This window comes from Rhodococcus sp. JCM 9793, from assembly GCF_055380405.1.
The window spans coordinates 998,868-1,014,425 of record NZ_AP043721.1 but is presented as its reverse complement, the minus strand read 5'-3'; the positions used below and the strand labels follow the sequence as shown (position 1 = coordinate 1,014,425).

At 63.2% G+C, this 15,558-nt stretch carries 14 protein-coding genes; 4 read left to right on the top strand and 10 right to left on the bottom strand.

The annotated features are described in order from the left end of the window. Positions 1-11: 11 nt before the first annotated feature. Together ACZ46K_RS06920 and ACZ46K_RS06915 are read right to left on the bottom strand one after the other, a co-directional pair. Positions 12-2,354 carry an arylsulfatase gene (locus ACZ46K_RS06920; RefSeq protein ID WP_054804939.1) on the bottom strand — a complete coding sequence of 781 codons (2,343 nt, stop codon included), beginning with the start codon at positions 2,352-2,354 and terminating at the stop codon, positions 12-14. Positions 2,355-2,404: 50 nt separating this feature from the next. Then, the gene (locus ACZ46K_RS06915; protein WP_464747322.1) at positions 2,405-3,892 is read right to left on the bottom strand and encodes an MFS transporter; all 1,488 of its coding nucleotides are present in this window, start codon (positions 3,890-3,892) and stop codon (positions 2,405-2,407) included. Positions 3,893-4,183: 291 nt separating this feature from the next. Between ACZ46K_RS06915 and ACZ46K_RS06910 the strand changes: the two genes are divergently transcribed. Both ACZ46K_RS06910 and ACZ46K_RS06905 read left to right on the top strand, forming a co-directional pair. Continuing rightward, positions 4,184-4,840 carry a TetR/AcrR family transcriptional regulator gene (locus ACZ46K_RS06910; RefSeq protein ID WP_054804938.1) on the top strand — a complete coding sequence of 219 codons (657 nt, stop codon included), beginning with the start codon at positions 4,184-4,186 and terminating at the stop codon, positions 4,838-4,840. Next, positions 4,810-5,727: a TauD/TfdA dioxygenase family protein gene (locus tag ACZ46K_RS06905; RefSeq protein ID WP_054804937.1), complete on the top strand. Its 918-nt coding sequence runs from the start codon at positions 4,810-4,812 to the stop codon at positions 5,725-5,727. Before ACZ46K_RS06910 ends, ACZ46K_RS06905 begins: the two co-directional genes overlap by 31 nt. Positions 5,728-5,794: 67 nt before the next feature. On the opposite strand, the gene ACZ46K_RS06900 is transcribed toward ACZ46K_RS06905, so the two are convergent. From ACZ46K_RS06900 to ACZ46K_RS06890, 3 genes are all read right to left on the bottom strand, one after another. Then, complete coding sequence (locus ACZ46K_RS06900) at positions 5,795-6,700, bottom strand: formylglycine-generating enzyme family protein (protein ID WP_464749252.1); 906 nt, start codon at positions 6,698-6,700, stop codon at positions 5,795-5,797. A gap of 184 nt (positions 6,701-6,884) precedes the next feature. Continuing rightward, on the bottom strand, positions 6,885-7,484 hold the full coding sequence (locus ACZ46K_RS06895; RefSeq protein ID WP_454841994.1) for a carboxymuconolactone decarboxylase family protein: 600 nt from the start codon (positions 7,482-7,484) through the stop codon (positions 6,885-6,887). A gap of 57 nt (positions 7,485-7,541) precedes the next feature. Further along, positions 7,542-8,357 carry a TauD/TfdA dioxygenase family protein gene (locus ACZ46K_RS06890; RefSeq protein ID WP_464747318.1) on the bottom strand — a complete coding sequence of 272 codons (816 nt, stop codon included), beginning with the start codon at positions 8,355-8,357 and terminating at the stop codon, positions 7,542-7,544. Between the two features lie 105 nt (positions 8,358-8,462). On the opposite strand from ACZ46K_RS06890, the gene ACZ46K_RS06885 reads away from it, so the two are divergent. Continuing rightward, positions 8,463-9,074, top strand: a complete 612-nt coding sequence (locus ACZ46K_RS06885; RefSeq protein ID WP_454841996.1) for a TetR/AcrR family transcriptional regulator — start codon at positions 8,463-8,465, stop codon at positions 9,072-9,074. 47 nt (positions 9,075-9,121) lie between these two features. Then, a complete protein-coding gene (locus tag ACZ46K_RS06880) occupies positions 9,122-9,958 on the top strand; it encodes an IclR family transcriptional regulator (RefSeq protein ID WP_440126664.1) in 837 nt (278 codons plus the stop codon). A 20-nt stretch (positions 9,959-9,978) separates the two neighbouring features. Here the strand turns inward: ACZ46K_RS06880 and ACZ46K_RS06875 are convergent, their stop codons facing one another. From ACZ46K_RS06875 to ACZ46K_RS06855, 5 genes are read right to left on the bottom strand one after another with little or no spacing between them, the layout of a single operon-like run. Further along, positions 9,979-10,785: an ATP-binding cassette domain-containing protein gene (locus tag ACZ46K_RS06875; RefSeq protein ID WP_054804933.1), complete on the bottom strand. Its 807-nt coding sequence runs from the start codon at positions 10,783-10,785 to the stop codon at positions 9,979-9,981. Beyond that, positions 10,782-11,837 carry an ABC transporter ATP-binding protein gene (locus ACZ46K_RS06870; protein WP_454841997.1) on the bottom strand — a complete coding sequence of 352 codons (1,056 nt, stop codon included), beginning with the start codon at positions 11,835-11,837 and terminating at the stop codon, positions 10,782-10,784. The genes ACZ46K_RS06875 and ACZ46K_RS06870 overlap by 4 nt, the downstream gene beginning before the upstream one ends. Beyond that, on the bottom strand, positions 11,824-12,711 hold the full coding sequence (locus tag ACZ46K_RS06865) for an ABC transporter permease (RefSeq protein WP_054804932.1): 888 nt from the start codon (positions 12,709-12,711) through the stop codon (positions 11,824-11,826). Before ACZ46K_RS06865 ends, ACZ46K_RS06870 begins: the two co-directional genes overlap by 14 nt. Then, the gene (locus ACZ46K_RS06860) at positions 12,708-13,649 is read right to left on the bottom strand and encodes an ABC transporter permease (RefSeq protein WP_440126668.1); all 942 of its coding nucleotides are present in this window, start codon (positions 13,647-13,649) and stop codon (positions 12,708-12,710) included. Before ACZ46K_RS06860 ends, ACZ46K_RS06865 begins: the two co-directional genes overlap by 4 nt. A 35-nt stretch (positions 13,650-13,684) precedes the next feature. Next, on the bottom strand, positions 13,685-15,259 hold the full coding sequence (locus tag ACZ46K_RS06855) for an ABC transporter substrate-binding protein (protein WP_440126669.1): 1,575 nt from the start codon (positions 15,257-15,259) through the stop codon (positions 13,685-13,687). Positions 15,260-15,558: the final 299 nt, after the last annotated feature.

The window sequence follows — 15,558 nt, the reverse complement described above, 5'->3', positions numbered from 1 at the left end:
GCGCTTCCGTGTCAGTGTGTCGCCAACTCCACCTTCCGACGTTCCGCGGCGGGAACGCCTCCACCGCGCGCCAGATCGATTCTCACGTCGCGGAGCGTGCCGGTGAAGGCGAATCTGCCGCGCCGGGCGATTTCCTCGGCGACCGGGCTGCCCCTGTCTACGCCGATGTCGAGTTGTTCGTTCATCGAGAAGATCGCACGCGCAGTGCTCTCGACGCGTCCGTTCGCGACGGCCACGTCGTCGATACACAGGGTGACTGTGCCGCCCATGCCGATGCCGCCCCCGTCGTAGTCGAAATGAAGCGACACCACGCTCTCCCCTCGAGGCAGCGAGTCCGGTGCACGCACGAAGGTGCGCTCACGGTCGCAGAAGTTGTAGCAGAAAACGGGTTTCGAATCGAGGACGTACAGCGCGAAGCCCCCGAACCTGCCACCGATCCCCACGAGCATCCCTTCGGACGACGCGCCGTCGGTGTCGATACGCGCAGTGAGCATGAACGACCAGTTGAAGAACGACGGTGCCGCCTTCTCGACCAGACCCTGCATGTGCGGGTAGAGAGTGATGCTCGAACGACCCTCGAACGGGTGCGGCGGTCGCGATTCCTGGGTGTGCCTGCCCACGGTGCGATCGTCGAGCGGGAGCACCTGATACTTCGCGGCCTCGACGAGGAAGAGTTGTTTCAACCGGTCCAGAACGTCCGGGTGCTCTGCCGCGAGGTCACGCGCCTGCGACCAATCGGTTCGAGTGTCGTACAGTTCCCAACGGTCTTCGTCGAGAGTCGGTAGTTCCGCACCGGCCGTCGCCATGAGCCAGGGTGGTCGGTGCGCCGTCACCGCCGTCCATCCTTCGTGATAGATGCCCCGGTTACCGAAGATCTCGAAGTACTGGGTGCTGTGCCGTTCGTCGGCGTCGGCCTCGTCGAACGTGTAGTTCAGTGCGATACCTTCCATGGGCATCTGAGCGACACCGTCGACGGTGTGCGGTGCGGGTATGCCCGCGGCTTCGAGGATCGTCGGCGTGATGTCGACGCAATGGTGCCATTGGTGCCGTAGCCCGGACGGGCCTTCGATTCCGGCAGGCCATCGCACGATCAGCCCGTTGCGGGTGCCGCCGTAGTGCGACGCAACCTGCTTTGCCCACTGGTATGGGGTGTCTAGCGCCAGCGCCCACGCTGCTGGATAGTGCGGGTAGCTCGACGACGTCCCCAACTCGTCGAACCGGTCGAGAATCTCGCGGGTGGTGCTCTCGTAGCCGTTGAGACCCGCGAGATAGTTGAACGACCCTTCCATTCCGCCTTCGGCCGAGGCACCGTTGTCACCCAGCATGTACAACACCAGGGTGTTCTCGAGCGCACCCAACTCCTCGAGGCGGTCGACGAGTCGCCCGACCTGATCGTCGGTGTGTTCGAGGAACGCCGCATACAGCTCCATCAGGCGTGCGGACGCCCGGCGTTGTTCGTCGGTCAGCGAATCCCAATGGGGCAGACCGGGCGCCCACGGTGCGAGGACGGTCTCGTCCGGCACAACACCCAACTGCTTCTGTCGTTCCAACGTGATCTCGCGTTGCCTGTCCCAACCGTGATCGAATTCGCCGCGGTATTTGTCGAGGTATGCGTCCGGCACCTGGAGCGGAGCGTGGCAGGCTCCGAAAGGCAGGTAGCAGAACCACGGTTTGTCTGCGTCCACTGCGGTCACGCCTTCGATCCACGCGGTGGCGCGGTCCACCAGATCTTCGGACATATGGTATCCGTCCTCAGCGTTGCGCGGCGGCTCGACCACGGTGAAATCCTCGTAGAGAACGGGATTGAACTGGTCGGATTCTGCGCCGAGGAATCCGTAGAATTTGTCGAAACCTTCCCGGCATGGCCACCGATCGAACGGCCCGGCCGGTGTGATCTCCCAGGCGGGCGTCTGATGCATCTTGCCGAACGCACCTGTGGCGTATCCGTTGCCCTGCAGGATTCGCGCGACCGTGGCAGCGGATGCAGGGCGTGTTCCGTTGTACCCCGGCGCGGCACCGGCCATTTCGGATATCACACCCATGCCGACCGAATGGTGGTTACGTCCGGTGAGTGTGGCTGCGCGAGTGGGAGAGCACAAGGCCGTCGTGTGGAATCTCGTGTACTTGAGCCCATCATCGGCGAGCCGGTCTGCCGTCGGAGTCCGGCACGGGCCGCCGAATGCCGATGCCGCACCGAATCCGACGTCGTCGATCATGATGAGCAGGATGTTCGGCGCTCCCTGAGGGGGACGGACCGGAGCACTGCGCTGGAACGGGCGGTTCTGGCTGCGATAGTCGACGGCAGCCGCCGGCTGCGGAACATGCCCGACGATCGGCAGAGAATGGCGGTCCATATAGGCGAATTCCTTCCGGAATGAAAGAGTAGTGGGATTCGTGACGGTGGTCAGACACTCTCGTGATGATGAGTAGGTCCCGCGGGCGTTTCCGATGCTTGCAAGCCGCCGGTGGCGGGCGCGCGCCCGTGCTTCATGAGCACGGCGATCACCAGACCGACCACACCGACGAGCGCAGCAGATCCGAAACCGTAGACGAACGCGGAATCCGCGTACACCACGGCCCGGTCGCCTGCGCCGACACCGCTGAGGTGGCCCGCCATGACGACACCCGTCACCGTCACAGCAACCGACGACGTCAACTGCATCCCGACGCCGGCAATCGTCGATCCCACGCCACTGTGTTCGGACGGAAGGGCATCCTGAACGAGATTCGCGTTGGACGAATGCAGGAAGCCGACCGCCACTCCGGCCAACGCGCTGATCACAACGACCTGCCCCAGCGACGTCGGCAGCTGGGAACCGAGGAACATCACGAGCACGAACAGCACACCTGATGCGATCAGCACCTGGCGCGGACCGAACTTCTTCGCACAGTATCCGCCGAGGGGGCCTGCCAACATCGCGGACAGTCCGAGTGCACAGGTCCACAACGCGTATACCGTCGCGGTCAGGCCCGCTCCGTACAAGTTTCCAGGGATCCCTGCCGGAGTCTGCAGCAGCGTCGGCATCATCAGCGCGTGCGCGTTCATCATGTACCCCACGCACGCGACCGCGAGTACTGTGGGCCCGAACCTGCGACCGAACAGGATCGTCAGGTCGATGAGGGGATACGCCGTGGTGCGCTGGCGCACGACGAACAGCACCAGCATCAGTACACCGATGGCCAACAGCGCCAAGGTCGTTGCAGACGACCATCCCCACGTCGGGCCCTTGCTGACACCGACGAGCAGAACCGCGACACCGGGACCCAGCAGCAGCGTGCCGAGGTAGTCGACGGGACGATCGGCCCGTACCGGGCTTTCCGGCACCACGGCGGCATACAACGGGATCAACACCGTCACGTAGATCGCCAGGAAGAAGAACACCGCTCGGAAGCCGAAGCCGTCGATCAGCCATCCCGCAACGAATGGTCCGACGATGGCGGACATCCCGATCCCAGTCGCGACCACGCCCAGTGCGATCGGCACGAAGTCGCGCGGCATGACGTCACGCACAAGGCTGTACGACAGCGCCACGATGCCCACAAGAGCTCCCTGCGCCGCACGACCGGCGAGCATGAGTTCGAAGGACGGCGCCACGGCACTGAGCAGACTTCCCAACACGAACACGGCGGCCAGCACCATGATGACGCGCTTCTTGCCGACCTTGTCGGAAACCTTCCCGATCAGCGGCATGAGGGTCGCACCTGCAAGGGTGACGATGGAGATGACCCATGCCACGTTGAGTGTGCGGAATTCCTCGGCGATGTGTGGCACAGCCGGGTACACCATCAGGATCTCGAAAGTTGCGATCTCCGAGAACAAGATGATGACGCCGAGCATGGCAAACAGTTGCCGCTTGGATGCGCCTGCTGTCGGAGAAGCCGAATAATGCACCAGAGTTGTCCTTTGTTCGAGTGAGTCGAGGACGAGGAGGAAAGAAAAGACTGCGACGCGGCGGCAGTCCACGCCTGAACTCTTCGGATGCGGGGATGACACCAGCCCAGCTGGGGGGGTGACGCTAATCACGAATTTTCGGCACTCGTCCATCCTGTCCCACTGAGCGGGACCAAGGAGCGTCCGGCACCGCCCGCCGTGGATCGACGTCAAACCAGGAGTACAGCGGCACTTTCGACACATTTAAGTCAGTGTCTTGACTCCCCCGCCGGGGTCGAATACGTTGAGCACATGTCATCGGCAGCCGATTCCCGCCAGGCCCTCCTCGACGCAGCCGAGCAGCTGTATGCCGCACATGGCATCGAAGGGGTGTCCATGCGCGATATCGCGACGGCTGCCGGGCAACGGAACAACTCGGCGGTGCAGTATCATTTCGGGAGTCGAGAAGGGCTGCTACTGGCCATTTTTCAGGATAGAATGCGTTCGATCAATCAGGTGCGACGCGCCTACCTCGACGACGTCGAACGGGCCGGGCGGGGAAGTGACGTCCGCGCCCTCGTTGAAGCCGAGATCCGGCCCCTCACCGAGTTTCTCGCCGAGATCCCTGATGGAAGCTACTACGCCCGGTTCCTCGCGCGCGTCTCGCCATCCGCAATCTCCACTCTCGCGGAACTCAGCGAGGTCCAGGACGCCGGCAGAGACATCGTCGAAATGCTCGTAGATGCACTGACGCATCTTCCGCGGCGCGTAGCTCTCACACGAATCGATCTGATGTTCAACATGATGATCTCCGCGCTCGCTCTCGTCGAACAGCGCAGCGCCGAAGGACTTCCCCAACTCACGAGCTTCGCCGACACCGTCGACCACTTGATCGATATGGCGGTGGGCGCGCTGCTCGCAGACCGGACAGGAGCACCATGGCAAGCGCAATCACATCCAGAACCGTAGAAATCGGCGATCACACAATCGAATTCGGCCCACGGTTGCTTCGTCGCACGGTCGACGGCAACGCGACCGAGCCGTACACAACCCTCCATCTCGATCCGGTGACCCCATACATCGGAGCCACCGTCACCGGAGTAGACCTCCGCGACCTGGCCGAAGAGCAGATCGACGAGCTGCGTCGTGCACTGCTGGAATGGAAGGTGCTCTTCTTCCGCGACCAGGACCTCACTCCAGCACAACACCGCGACTTCGCCAGGCACTGGGGCGAGCTCGAAGTTCACCCGTTTCTCCCCCAGGGTGACGTTCCCGAGGTGGTGCACTTCGAGAGAAGCCAGGACGATCCTGGAACGGAGAACATCTGGCACGTCGACGTCACCTGGCAGCAGCGCCCGCCTTTGGGTTCCGTCCTGCGCGCGCTCGAAGTCCCTCAGGCAGGCGGCGACACCCTGTGGGCGGATATGGGAAACGCCTACGACTGCCTCTCCGACGAAATCAAGAGCAAAATCGACACCCTCACCGCAGTACACGATTTCGTCCCGTCCTTCGGTCGCGGAATGACTGCTGAGCGCCTCGAGCAGATGAAGGAGACCTACCCGCCGGTCCGGCATCCGATCGTGCGGATCCATCCCGAGACGGGCCGACGGACACTGTTCGTGAACAGCCTTTTCACAACGCACATAACGGATCTCGACCCGGTTGAAGGACAACAACTTCTGCGCCACCTGATCGACCAGGCAAAAGTACCGGACTTCCAATGCCGCTTTCACTGGGAACCCAATTCGATTGCATTCTGGGATAATCGGGCAACACAGCACTACGCGACGAGCGACTACTTCCCCCACCGCCGCGTCATGGAGCGGGTCGCGATCATCGGCGACGTTCCGCACTGACCACCGCGAAGGAGAGGACTGTGTCAGGTGGCACACGTCTTCGGCGCGTCCCACCTGCCGCTCGTCATCATGGCCGGACGATACAGCGGAAACCTATGTGACACGTTGATGTTTCGACGGTTTCGGCTTGTCGTGCAGCCGGGCGATAACGCAGGCAGTAGTTCGGAGCGCACAGGTGTGAGCCCCCCTTGATCACACGGCTCGGATAGTTTTCCTCACCCTCGCCGGCGCTCGAACGCGGGTTCGCTGGAATGCAGCACGCGTGAGCAGGAGAGGTCTCGCGACCATCTGCTCCATGCTGCGTGGTGAAGAGGTCGGTGGTCCACTGCCACGCGTTGCCTGCCATGTCGACCAGACCATATCCATTGGGTCCGTACGACCCCACAGGCGAGGTGCCGACGAATCCGTCGTCGGCGGTGTTCTCCCATGGAAACTCACCCTGCCAGGTGTTGGCTCGAAATCGTCCGCGCGGAGCGAACTCGTCACCCCACACGAAGCGCGCCCGGTCGAGACCTCCGCGTGCCGCGAACTCCCACTCCGCTTCGGTCGGAAGCTCTTTGCCCGCCCACTCGGCGAAGGACAGTGCGTCGAAATACGACACGTGCACCACAGGGTGACGTTCGCGTCCGGCAATGCTGCTTCCCGGCCCTTCCGGCATGCGCCAGTTGGCGCCCGGCATCCACGACCACCATCTGCGGAAGTCGTCGAGCGGCACCGGGCCGGGGGGCGAAACGAAGACGAGTGAACCCGGGACCAGCAGAGCAGGATCAGCATCGGGATAATCCTCTGCGCGGGGCTGCAGTTCCGCTGTGGTGACGTACCCGGTGTCTTTCACGAAGCGTCGAAACTCTGCGACGGTGACGTGATGTTCGTCCATGAAGAATCCGTCCACAGATACCTGGTGGGCCGGGCGTTCCTCCGGATAGAACTCGTCCGAGCCCATCCAGAATGTGCCGCCGGGGATCCATGCCATGTTCTTGGGTGCGGTCCGTGCTCGAGACACCGTGTTCATGCAGACCATTCTCGCATGACTCGTTCTTCAGGAAACAGAATGGATGACAGCAGATTTGCTCCCGGTGGCCTCATGCCCCGCGCGCTGCACACCGAACCGGTTCTCGACGAAGTCTCCCCGGTCGTACTGGCTGGATCGGCCGCCTCTACTGCGCTTCGGCGGCACGCTTCGCGACCAGATCCTTGATGTCGTCGTCGATCTCGAGCTGGAATGACCTGAACATGCGCGCGAGCATGTCGTAGCTACCCACAGTGAAAATCAGGTCGAGAATCTGCTGAACGTCGAGGTGCGCAGCCAGCACCTTCCACGTAGATGTGCTGATCTCGCCGTCCACGATCAGTTCATCGACGGATTTCAGCATCGCACCATCGAGTTCGTCCCAGAGCGGTGCCGTCGGGCCGAATGTGACCCGGCTGATCTCCTCGTCGGAGAGACCGGCATCCCTCGCCATGAAGACATGCTGAATCCATTCGTATCCCGAGTCGCGCACCACCGATACTCGCAGAATGAGCAGTTCGCGCTGACGCTCCGACAGGGTGGTCGCCATGAGGAGGTGCCCGTTGAGAGTGAAGTACGCCTTTGCCAGTTCCGGGTGGTGCGCGAACGTGCCCAATGTGTTGAGCGCTTTGGGGCGCCCCTCCGTCGACGGCTGCGGATGCCGGGGGTTCGGTGGGGTCATCGCAGCGAGCGCCCCACGCATCTCCTTGGGGAACTCGCGCAGAGCCAGTGGTTCGATTCGTGCCATGTCGCTTCGTCCTTCTGTTCGTCCATCCATGATTCTGCAAACCCGGAAGCAATGCGGCTATGCGACCGCTTCCTCACCCACCAGCGTGGTGCGATGCATCAGGCGAGGTGATGTGGGCTCGTACGGCAATGCCCGGTGAAGAAGCCCTGTGTTGTCCCACATTACGAGGTCGCCGACCTGCCAGCGATGACGGAGCACGAACTGCGGTTGCGTCGCCCAGTCCAGCACGTCGTCCAGCAGCGCGCGTCCCTCCTCGGGAGTCATCCCGACAACCTGCCCGGCGGTCGCTCCGATCAGTAGCGAGTGGCGGCCGTCCCTGTGCTTCCAGACCAGCGGGTGTTCTCGTGCGGGAAGTTGATTCCACGCATCCTTCTGCTTCCGAGTGGCTTCGGGGTGCGTCAGTGATTGTGCGGCCGCCATACTGTGAACCACTCGGTACTGGGCCAGTTCGGCCTTCCGTGACTGTGGCAGGGCATCGTAGGCCGCGTAGGTATTCGCGAATTCGGTATCGCCCTCACCTTCGGAGACTGCGCGCGCAGTCAGCAGCGTGGCCTTCTGCGGGATGTCGTCGGTAACACCGTCGACGTGCCAGAACACGGTGCTGCGGCGCACCCGCGCCAGCTCGCTTCTGCTGGGATCCAGGGTGACCGGCGAGATTTCCGGAAAGCCCGGAAGCCCGCCCATCTTCGCTACCACCACATCTCCGAGCATTCGGCTGAAGGCAACCAGGTCTGCATCGGAAATATGCGCCCGAGGAAAAACGACGACGCCGTGGCGGGCCAGTAGTTCCGAGGTGGTCGACGCGATATCCGGATCCGTGAATCCGGACTCCGAGATCCCTTGAATCTCAACACCGATGGATGGAGAAATCATGTTTGTGATCATGAACGCACCCTTCTTCGTCCATCGGAACCTTAGATGCGCGCCGCAATGTTGTCAATGACTACATTGCGGCGGCGTTTGCTAGAGTTCCCCCACATGACCAAGGGCTACCATCACGGAGATCTTCGCGCCGCACTCCTGACGAAAGCCGAAGAACTACTGCAGGCATCCGGGGAATCCGGACTGTCCTTGCGCGAACTCGCCCGCGCGGTCGGGGTCAGCCACAGCGCACCGAGTCGCCATTTCGCCGATAAAGCCGCACTTCTGGAAGCGCTCGCCATCGAGGGATTCCGCCGGCTGGGTAATACCTTGGACGCTGCGGCCACGATCGAGGGCCGCAGCTTCGTGGCCACCCTGCACGACGTGGCAGTAACCTTCGTCCGGTTCTCGACCGACAACCCCGCACTGGTGGAGCTCATGTCGCGCTACCGGCAGGGAGACGTCACTTCCGAATTGAGGCACGCCCGCGCTGCGAGCTTCGCTCCGGTAGCTGCCCTCGTAGACATCGGCCTGTCCAAAGGCGAACTCGCAGGAGAGGCTCGGACCATCGGCACCGTTTTCTTCGCGACCCTGCAGGGGATCTACGTCATGAGCAACAACAAGACGCTCGACCCACTGGACGACGAACTGATCATCGATGTGGTCGATTCACTTCTGAACGGTTTGGCGCCGAACCCGCATGCGCGGGACGAGCCGCATTCCCGGTAGAACTACCAAGCAATTGCTTGGTATAGTGCCGCACAGGAGGTCGTTCAATGACATTGATGCGAAGCGAATCGAGTTCGGCACCGAAAGCACCGGCCCAGCGCCCAGGCGTCGTGGAACGGTTCACCCTGATTCTCGACGCAATCGCCTCCGGCCCCGATCGGATGTACCTCGAAGAGATCACCGATATCACGGGTCTACCGCGTTCCACCGTCTTCCGGCTCCTTGCCCAGCTCATCGAACAGGGGTGGATCGAGCACCACTCCCGCGGCTACCGGCTGGGTCCGCGAATGTTCACGATGAACCGGACCAAAGACCACTCGCGGCTACGCGGAGCCGCATCGGGAATACTGAACGACCTGCACGCGAGCACCCGCGGAGTCGTTCACCTCACAGTCCTCGAGGGCGCCTCCACATACTTCCTCGACCGGATCGGCGGTGCCGCGAGCGCAGCCATCCCCTCCCAGGTCGCCACCTACCTACCCGCCGAGAGCACGATCAGCGGTCGGGTACTCCTTGCCGGACTCGAACCCGAACAGGTCGACGCACTGCTGACGGCAGGGCCCCGCGTACATTCCCGCTCCGACCTGGACGCCCTGCACCACAGGCTGAACCGGATCCGTCAGCGCCACGGGCTCGACGTCATTCCCCGTCGCGCATGCCATATGGCCATCAGCTCTGTTGCGGCGCCGATCACCGGCCCCAACGGTATCGAAGCTGCAATCTCGGTCTCCTGCGTCGGCACGGTAGAGCTGTCGAACATCGCACCACTGGTCTGGTCCGCGACTCGACGTATCTCGCGAGCGCTCCACCACCAGGGGGAGAACCGTCGGCAGCCGAAGACCTCCGCGCGATCACCTCGCGCGGAGGTACGCGCCGCACCGTAGGAACTCCGCGACACAGAAACTCATGGTTGTCGCGCGGCCCTCGGGACGGGCACCGGAATCGCGTCGAGCAGCTCCCGCGTGTACTCCTCGCGGGGCGACTTGTAGATCTGATCGACGGCACCCGATTCGACTACGGTGCCCGATTTCATCACCAGCACACGATCTGCAATGACCTCGATGAGGGCAAGATCGTGGCACACGAACAGATAGGCGAGGCCGAGTTCTTCCTGCAGATCGCGGAGCAGATTGAGAACTTGGGCGCGTACCGACACGTCGAGAGCGGCGACCGGCTCGTCACATACGATCATGTCCGGCTCGAGAGTCAACGCACGCGCAATCGCGACCCGCTGGAGCTGGCCACCCGACAGTTCTGCCGGATAGCGGCCCAGATAGCGCGACCCGATACCGACCTTGTCGAGCAGTTCCTCGGCACGACGCCCGCGGGCCGCCCGGTCCATGTCGGTATGCACGATCAGCGGCTCGACGACCGCGTCGAGTACTGTCATCCGCGGATCGAGTGAACTGTGCGGATCCTGGAAGATCATCTGCATACTGCGCCGCATCTCGCGTAGCCGTGCAGGTTTCGCCGCCAGCACGTCTTCACCATCGAACAGGACAGTGCCCGAGTCCGGCTCTATCAAGCGGAGCACCATGCGTCCCACAGTGGATTTACCCGCGCCGGATTCACCGACGACAGCAAGGCACTCGCCCGCGTCGAGAGTGAACGACACATCGCGCACGGCATGCGTCCATCCGGTGCGGCGCCCCAGCAGGCTGCGTCCGGTCGGGAACGACTTGGTCAGGTTGGCTACTTCGAGCAGGCTCATGCCCCCGTCACTCCTTGCAGTTCCAGATCCGTCACGCGCAGACAACGAGCGGAACGACCGGACGTGGTCTCAACCAGCACCGGATGGGTGTTGTCACAAAGTCCCGTCCGGGCATGGGGACAGCGATTGTGGAAGTGGCAACCGGAAGGCCATTCCCCCGCCGCGGGGATGCGCCCCGGGATCGCTGCTAGCCTCCGGTCGGAGCTCATCCCGGGACGCGGGATCGACGACAACAGGCCCGACGTGTACGGGTGCTGCGGGACCGAGAACACATCGTCGACCGTGCCGTCCTCGATCACCTCCCCCGCATACATGACCACGACGCGCTCACACAGTTCGGCCACGACGCCCAGATCGTGGGTGACGAACAACAGCGCAACCCCGGTCTGCTCCTGCAGATCCCGCAGCAACTGCAGGATCGTCTTCTGCACGGTCACGTCCAACGCGGTGGTCGGCTCGTCCGCGATGAGCAGGCGCGGGTTGCAGGCCATGACCATCGCGATCATCACCCGCTGGCACATGCCGCCACTGAATGCGTGCGGATACTCGCGCACTCGCTCGGCTGCACGTGGAATCTGCACCAGCTCGAGCATTTCCACTGCGCGTGCCATCGCAGCCTTGCGGTCGAGACCGAGGTGCTTACGGACTGATTCGGCGATCTGATCGCCGACGGTATACGCGGGATTGAGACTGCGGATGGGCTGCTGGAAGATCATGCCCATCCCTGTCCCGCGCAGTGCCCGCCACTGCGCCGGCGTGCCCGCCACCAGATCGCGCCCGTCGAATTCGACGCTGCCGTGCGAGACCCTGCCTCCGGTGTCCCCCGTCAGACCCATCACAGCGAGCGACGAGACGGTTTTTCCGGAACCGGACTCGCCGACAAGGGCAACCGATTCCCCGGCCGCCACGTCGAACGACACGTCCTGCACGGCTGTCACCCACTCCTTGCGACCCGCGCGGAACTGGACCGTCAGGTCGCGTACTCGAAGCAGGGGCGAGTCGCGTCCCGGTGGCACCTTCTCGAGTCGGGTGAGAGTGTCAGTTGCTGCCATTACGACTCCTCGTCAGCGCCCGGCGAACACCGTCACCGAGGTAGGTGAACGCCAGCACGGTCAGAAAGATCATCACCCCGGGCGGCCACACCAGATGGGGAGCCAGCTGCATGTTCGATGCAGCGGTGCTGAGCATCGCCCCCCAGCTCGCGGCGGGAGGCGCTGCGCCGAGCCCCAGGAAGCTCAAGCTGGCCTCGGCTGCCACCGCGGTCCCGAGCGACACGGAGATCACCAGCACGACAGGGGGCATCACGTTGGGAAGGATGTGCCGTCCGATGACACGGAAGGTACTGCATCCCAACGCAATCGATGCCTCGATATAGGTGTCGCCGCGCACGTCCATCGTCGTTGCCCTGGCCACCCGGAAGAACCGTGGCGCCATCACCAGGCCCACCGCCAGCATGGCGTTGGTGATTCCCGTGCCGAGGACAGCGACGATGGTGATCGCCAGAACGAGCGACGGAGCACTCATCAACGCATCCATGATGCGGGTGAGCACGGAATCCACCCAGCTGCCACGGTAACCGGCGATCACGCCCAGCGGCAGGCCGAGTACAAGTGCGAGAGCGACGGCCTGCACCGACGCCTGCAACGAGATACGGGCTCCGTAGATCAGCCGGCTGAGCACGTCCCGCCCGTAGTCGTCGGTGCCCAGCCAGTGCGCCGACGACGGCGGCTGCAGGCGGTCGACCACCTCCTGTGCGTACGGGTCGTACGGCGCGATCATCGGAGCGAAGACTGCCATCACGATCAACAGCAGCACGAATGCACCGGCGATCGCGGTCCCCGGGCGCCGTCGCAGGAATCCGGTGACACGACTGCCGATTCCGGCAGCGTTCTCGACGTTCACCGTGTCGGACAGTGTCGATGTCATGCGCGCACCTTCGGGTTGAAATAGCCGTACGAGACGTCGACGAGCAGATTGACGACAACGACCACGCAGGTGGTGAACAGGACGAATCCGAGCAACACAGGAACGTCGTGGTTCTGCACGCTGTTGACCGCCAGGCTTCCCATGCCCGGCATGCTGTAGATGATCTCGATCGTCACCGCACCACCGAGCACCTCCGCGACACGGAAGCCGAGCACCGTAACGACCGGGATACATGCGTTCTTCAGTCCATGTTTCAGGACGACACTTGCAGACCCGAGCCCACGCGCTTTGGCATTGAGGATGTAATCGCTGTTCATCACCTGCCCGAGGGCCGACCGCAACTGCACCGTCACCTCGGCCGCGGGCAGCAGGGCCAACGCCACGCCCGGCAGCACGAGGTGCTGGAACCACGGCACGACACCCTCCGAGAGCGGCACGTACCCGAAGGCAGGGAAGATCTGATTCGACACCGCGAACACCGAGACCAGGACGAGCCCGAACCAGAATGCGGGAATCGCGATCGCGACGGACGCCACGACGTTGATCCCCCGATCGAGAAGCCCACCGGGACGCAGCGACGCCACCACTCCGAGTACGACACCGATCACGACCGCAAGGACCATCGCGAACGCCACCAGCGACAGCGTCGTCGCCATGCGCCGCAGCAGGAGATCGCCTACCGCCTGATCGGACAGGAGCGAGGTTCCGAGGTCGCCCTGGAGCACTCCCCAGACCCAGTCCAGATATCGGACGAACACGTTCTGGTCCAGATTCAGCGTGGCCCGCAGCTCTTCGAGCCGTTCCGGGCTCGGGTCCTCGCCCGCGAGGATCACCGCGGGATCCCCCGGCGCCAGGTCGATCAACAGAAATATCAGCAACGGCACGATCAGCAGCAGCGGAATCGCCGCCAGCAATCGTCGCCCAGCGTACAACAGCATCGTCCAACCTTCCCGTATGTCGTTGCCCGGGCCGGCTATCCGGTCATTCCGACGTGACGCACATCGAAGATGCCGAGATCCACCCACGGCATGTCGTCGAGGCCGGTGACCTTGCCGTTGGATACCGAGGCGTTGGTCTGGTTGCAGATCGGCACGAACATCGCTTCTTGCAAGGTCAGGTCCCAGATCTGCTGGTACAGCGCTGCTCGTTCCTCCTCGGAAAGCGCAGGATCTGCTGCCTTGGTGGCGAGATCCTCGATCTCCGCGTTGCCGTTCGACAAGTCGTACGGTCCTGTGACGAAGGTGTTGACCGTCTCCGCGGGATCGACCTTGGGGCTGAAGCTGTTCGCGACCATCGACTGGAAGTCGCCCGCGATGTATCGCGGCTCGTTCTGCACGTTCGGGACCGGATCGAGTTCGGCAGTGATCCCCGCGTCGGTGAGAGCAGACTGGAGGACATTCGCAGATTTCTCGGTGTTGGTGCCCGCGGCGAATGTCAGTGTGATCTGGGCACCGCCAGCCGATTCCACGAGGGACCTGGCCTTGTCCACGTCGTAGGTGTACGGGTATACGTACGACTCGTCCACGGACCAGCTTCCGGCCGGATACAACTGACGGCTCGGTGTGCACGTACCCGAGAACAGGGCGTTGATCGCTTCCGGATCGATCGCTGTTGCCACCGCCTGACGAACCTCGGGTTTCGCGAGATCGCCCTGCGCACGCATGTACAGCCCGAGAACATTCCGGAACCGAACTTCGTCGACGTCGAACGCTCCGGACTGTCCCAGTCCCTGAGCTTCGACCACCTCGTTGGCGGAGCTGACCCACGTCAAGTCCGTTGCGCCCGTCTTGATGCCGTTCATTCGGGTGCTCGCGTCCGAGATCGCCTCGTATTCGATCGCCTGGACCTTGCCCGCCTCGGGATCCCAGTTCGTCCCCTCCGCGCGGGTCAGCGACAGCGACTCTTCCGGAATGTACTCGCGGACGAGGAATGCGCCCGAGCCGCTCGTGCCGGGATCGTTGCGTAGGTCCGCTCCGGATTCGATCGCCCTCGGGCTGACCATCATTCCCACGTTCGTGGTGAACACACCCGGCAGTTCCACCCCGGTCCCCGGCACGAGCATCAGACGAACCGTGTGGTCATCCACTGCTTCGACGCCCGTGATATCACTCAGAGCAGCGGTGACTGTACTGCCTTCCATGGTCTTTCCGCGATCGATGTTCGCAGCCACTGCAGCGGCATCGAAGGGTGTGCCGTCGTGGAAGGTGACGTCCTTGCGCAGCCTCAGTTCGAGATAGGTGCCGTCCGGTGCGAATTCCCAGGATTCCGCAAGCGCGGGCTTAAGTGCGCCGTCACCGTCGACCACCGTCAAACGGTCGAACACCGGTGTGATGTAACCCCATCCGCCGTAGCTGGTCTGCAGATACGGGTCGAGATTGCGTGTAGGTGCACTTGCGGTGACACGCAGGACGGCAGCGCTGTCGAGCTCACCCGTGGGCCCGCCGGCCGTCGTCGAGGACACACCCCCGCCGCCACACGCCACCAGCGCCAGGGAGCCCACGGCAGAGACAGCCATCAAGCGTGACTTACGAACCCAGTTGTTCCTCATATTGTGTCCTCTCAGATACCCGCGAACCAGTGATCGAGCACAGGAACTCTCTGCACGGAAGGAGCGGGGAGGGCGAGTCACTCGACCGACGAGCGGAATCCTCGGACTCGAAACCCAAGCAGCACAGACCATCCAGCGAACCCGTTCGCTGTGATGACTGTAACACCGATCACTTGCTTGGCAAGAGATCACACCGCCGTCGTGTCGGCGCCCGGCCGCATCCCACGAGCGCAGGCATCGGCCCGGCGGGCAGCACTGAGCGGACACGCAGACCAGGCCTGCGCATCCGCCAATACTGT

Bases quoted from the DNA above. Each gene is read 5' to 3' on its own strand.
- ACZ46K_RS06920 (WP_054804939.1), bottom strand. From the start codon at position 2,354: ATGGACCGCCATTCTCTGCCGATCGTCGGGCATGTTCCGCAGCCGGCG.
- ACZ46K_RS06910 (WP_054804938.1), top strand. From the start codon at position 4,184: ATGTCATCGGCAGCCGATTCCCGCCAGGCCCTCCTCGACGCAGCCGAG.
- ACZ46K_RS06905 (WP_054804937.1), top strand. From the start codon at position 4,810: ATGGCAAGCGCAATCACATCCAGAACCGTAGAAATCGGCGATCACACA.
- ACZ46K_RS06900 (WP_464749252.1), bottom strand. From the start codon at position 6,700: ATGGCATGGATCCCCGGCGGCACATTCTGGATGGGCTCGGACGAGTTC.
- ACZ46K_RS06895 (WP_454841994.1), bottom strand. From the start codon at position 7,484: ATGGCACGAATCGAACCACTGGCTCTGCGCGAGTTCCCCAAGGAGATG.
- ACZ46K_RS06890 (WP_464747318.1), bottom strand. From the start codon at position 8,357: ATGATTTCTCCATCCATCGGTGTTGAGATTCAAGGGATCTCGGAGTCC.
- ACZ46K_RS06885 (WP_454841996.1), top strand. From the start codon at position 8,463: ATGACCAAGGGCTACCATCACGGAGATCTTCGCGCCGCACTCCTGACG.
- ACZ46K_RS06880 (WP_440126664.1), top strand. From the start codon at position 9,122: ATGACATTGATGCGAAGCGAATCGAGTTCGGCACCGAAAGCACCGGCC.
- ACZ46K_RS06875 (WP_054804933.1), bottom strand. From the start codon at position 10,785: ATGAGCCTGCTCGAAGTAGCCAACCTGACCAAGTCGTTCCCGACCGGA.
- ACZ46K_RS06870 (WP_454841997.1), bottom strand. From the start codon at position 11,837: ATGGCAGCAACTGACACTCTCACCCGACTCGAGAAGGTGCCACCGGGA.
- ACZ46K_RS06865 (WP_054804932.1), bottom strand. From the start codon at position 12,711: ATGACATCGACACTGTCCGACACGGTGAACGTCGAGAACGCTGCCGGA.
- ACZ46K_RS06860 (WP_440126668.1), bottom strand. From the start codon at position 13,649: ATGCTGTTGTACGCTGGGCGACGATTGCTGGCGGCGATTCCGCTGCTG.
- ACZ46K_RS06855 (WP_440126669.1), bottom strand. From the start codon at position 15,259: ATGAGGAACAACTGGGTTCGTAAGTCACGCTTGATGGCTGTCTCTGCC.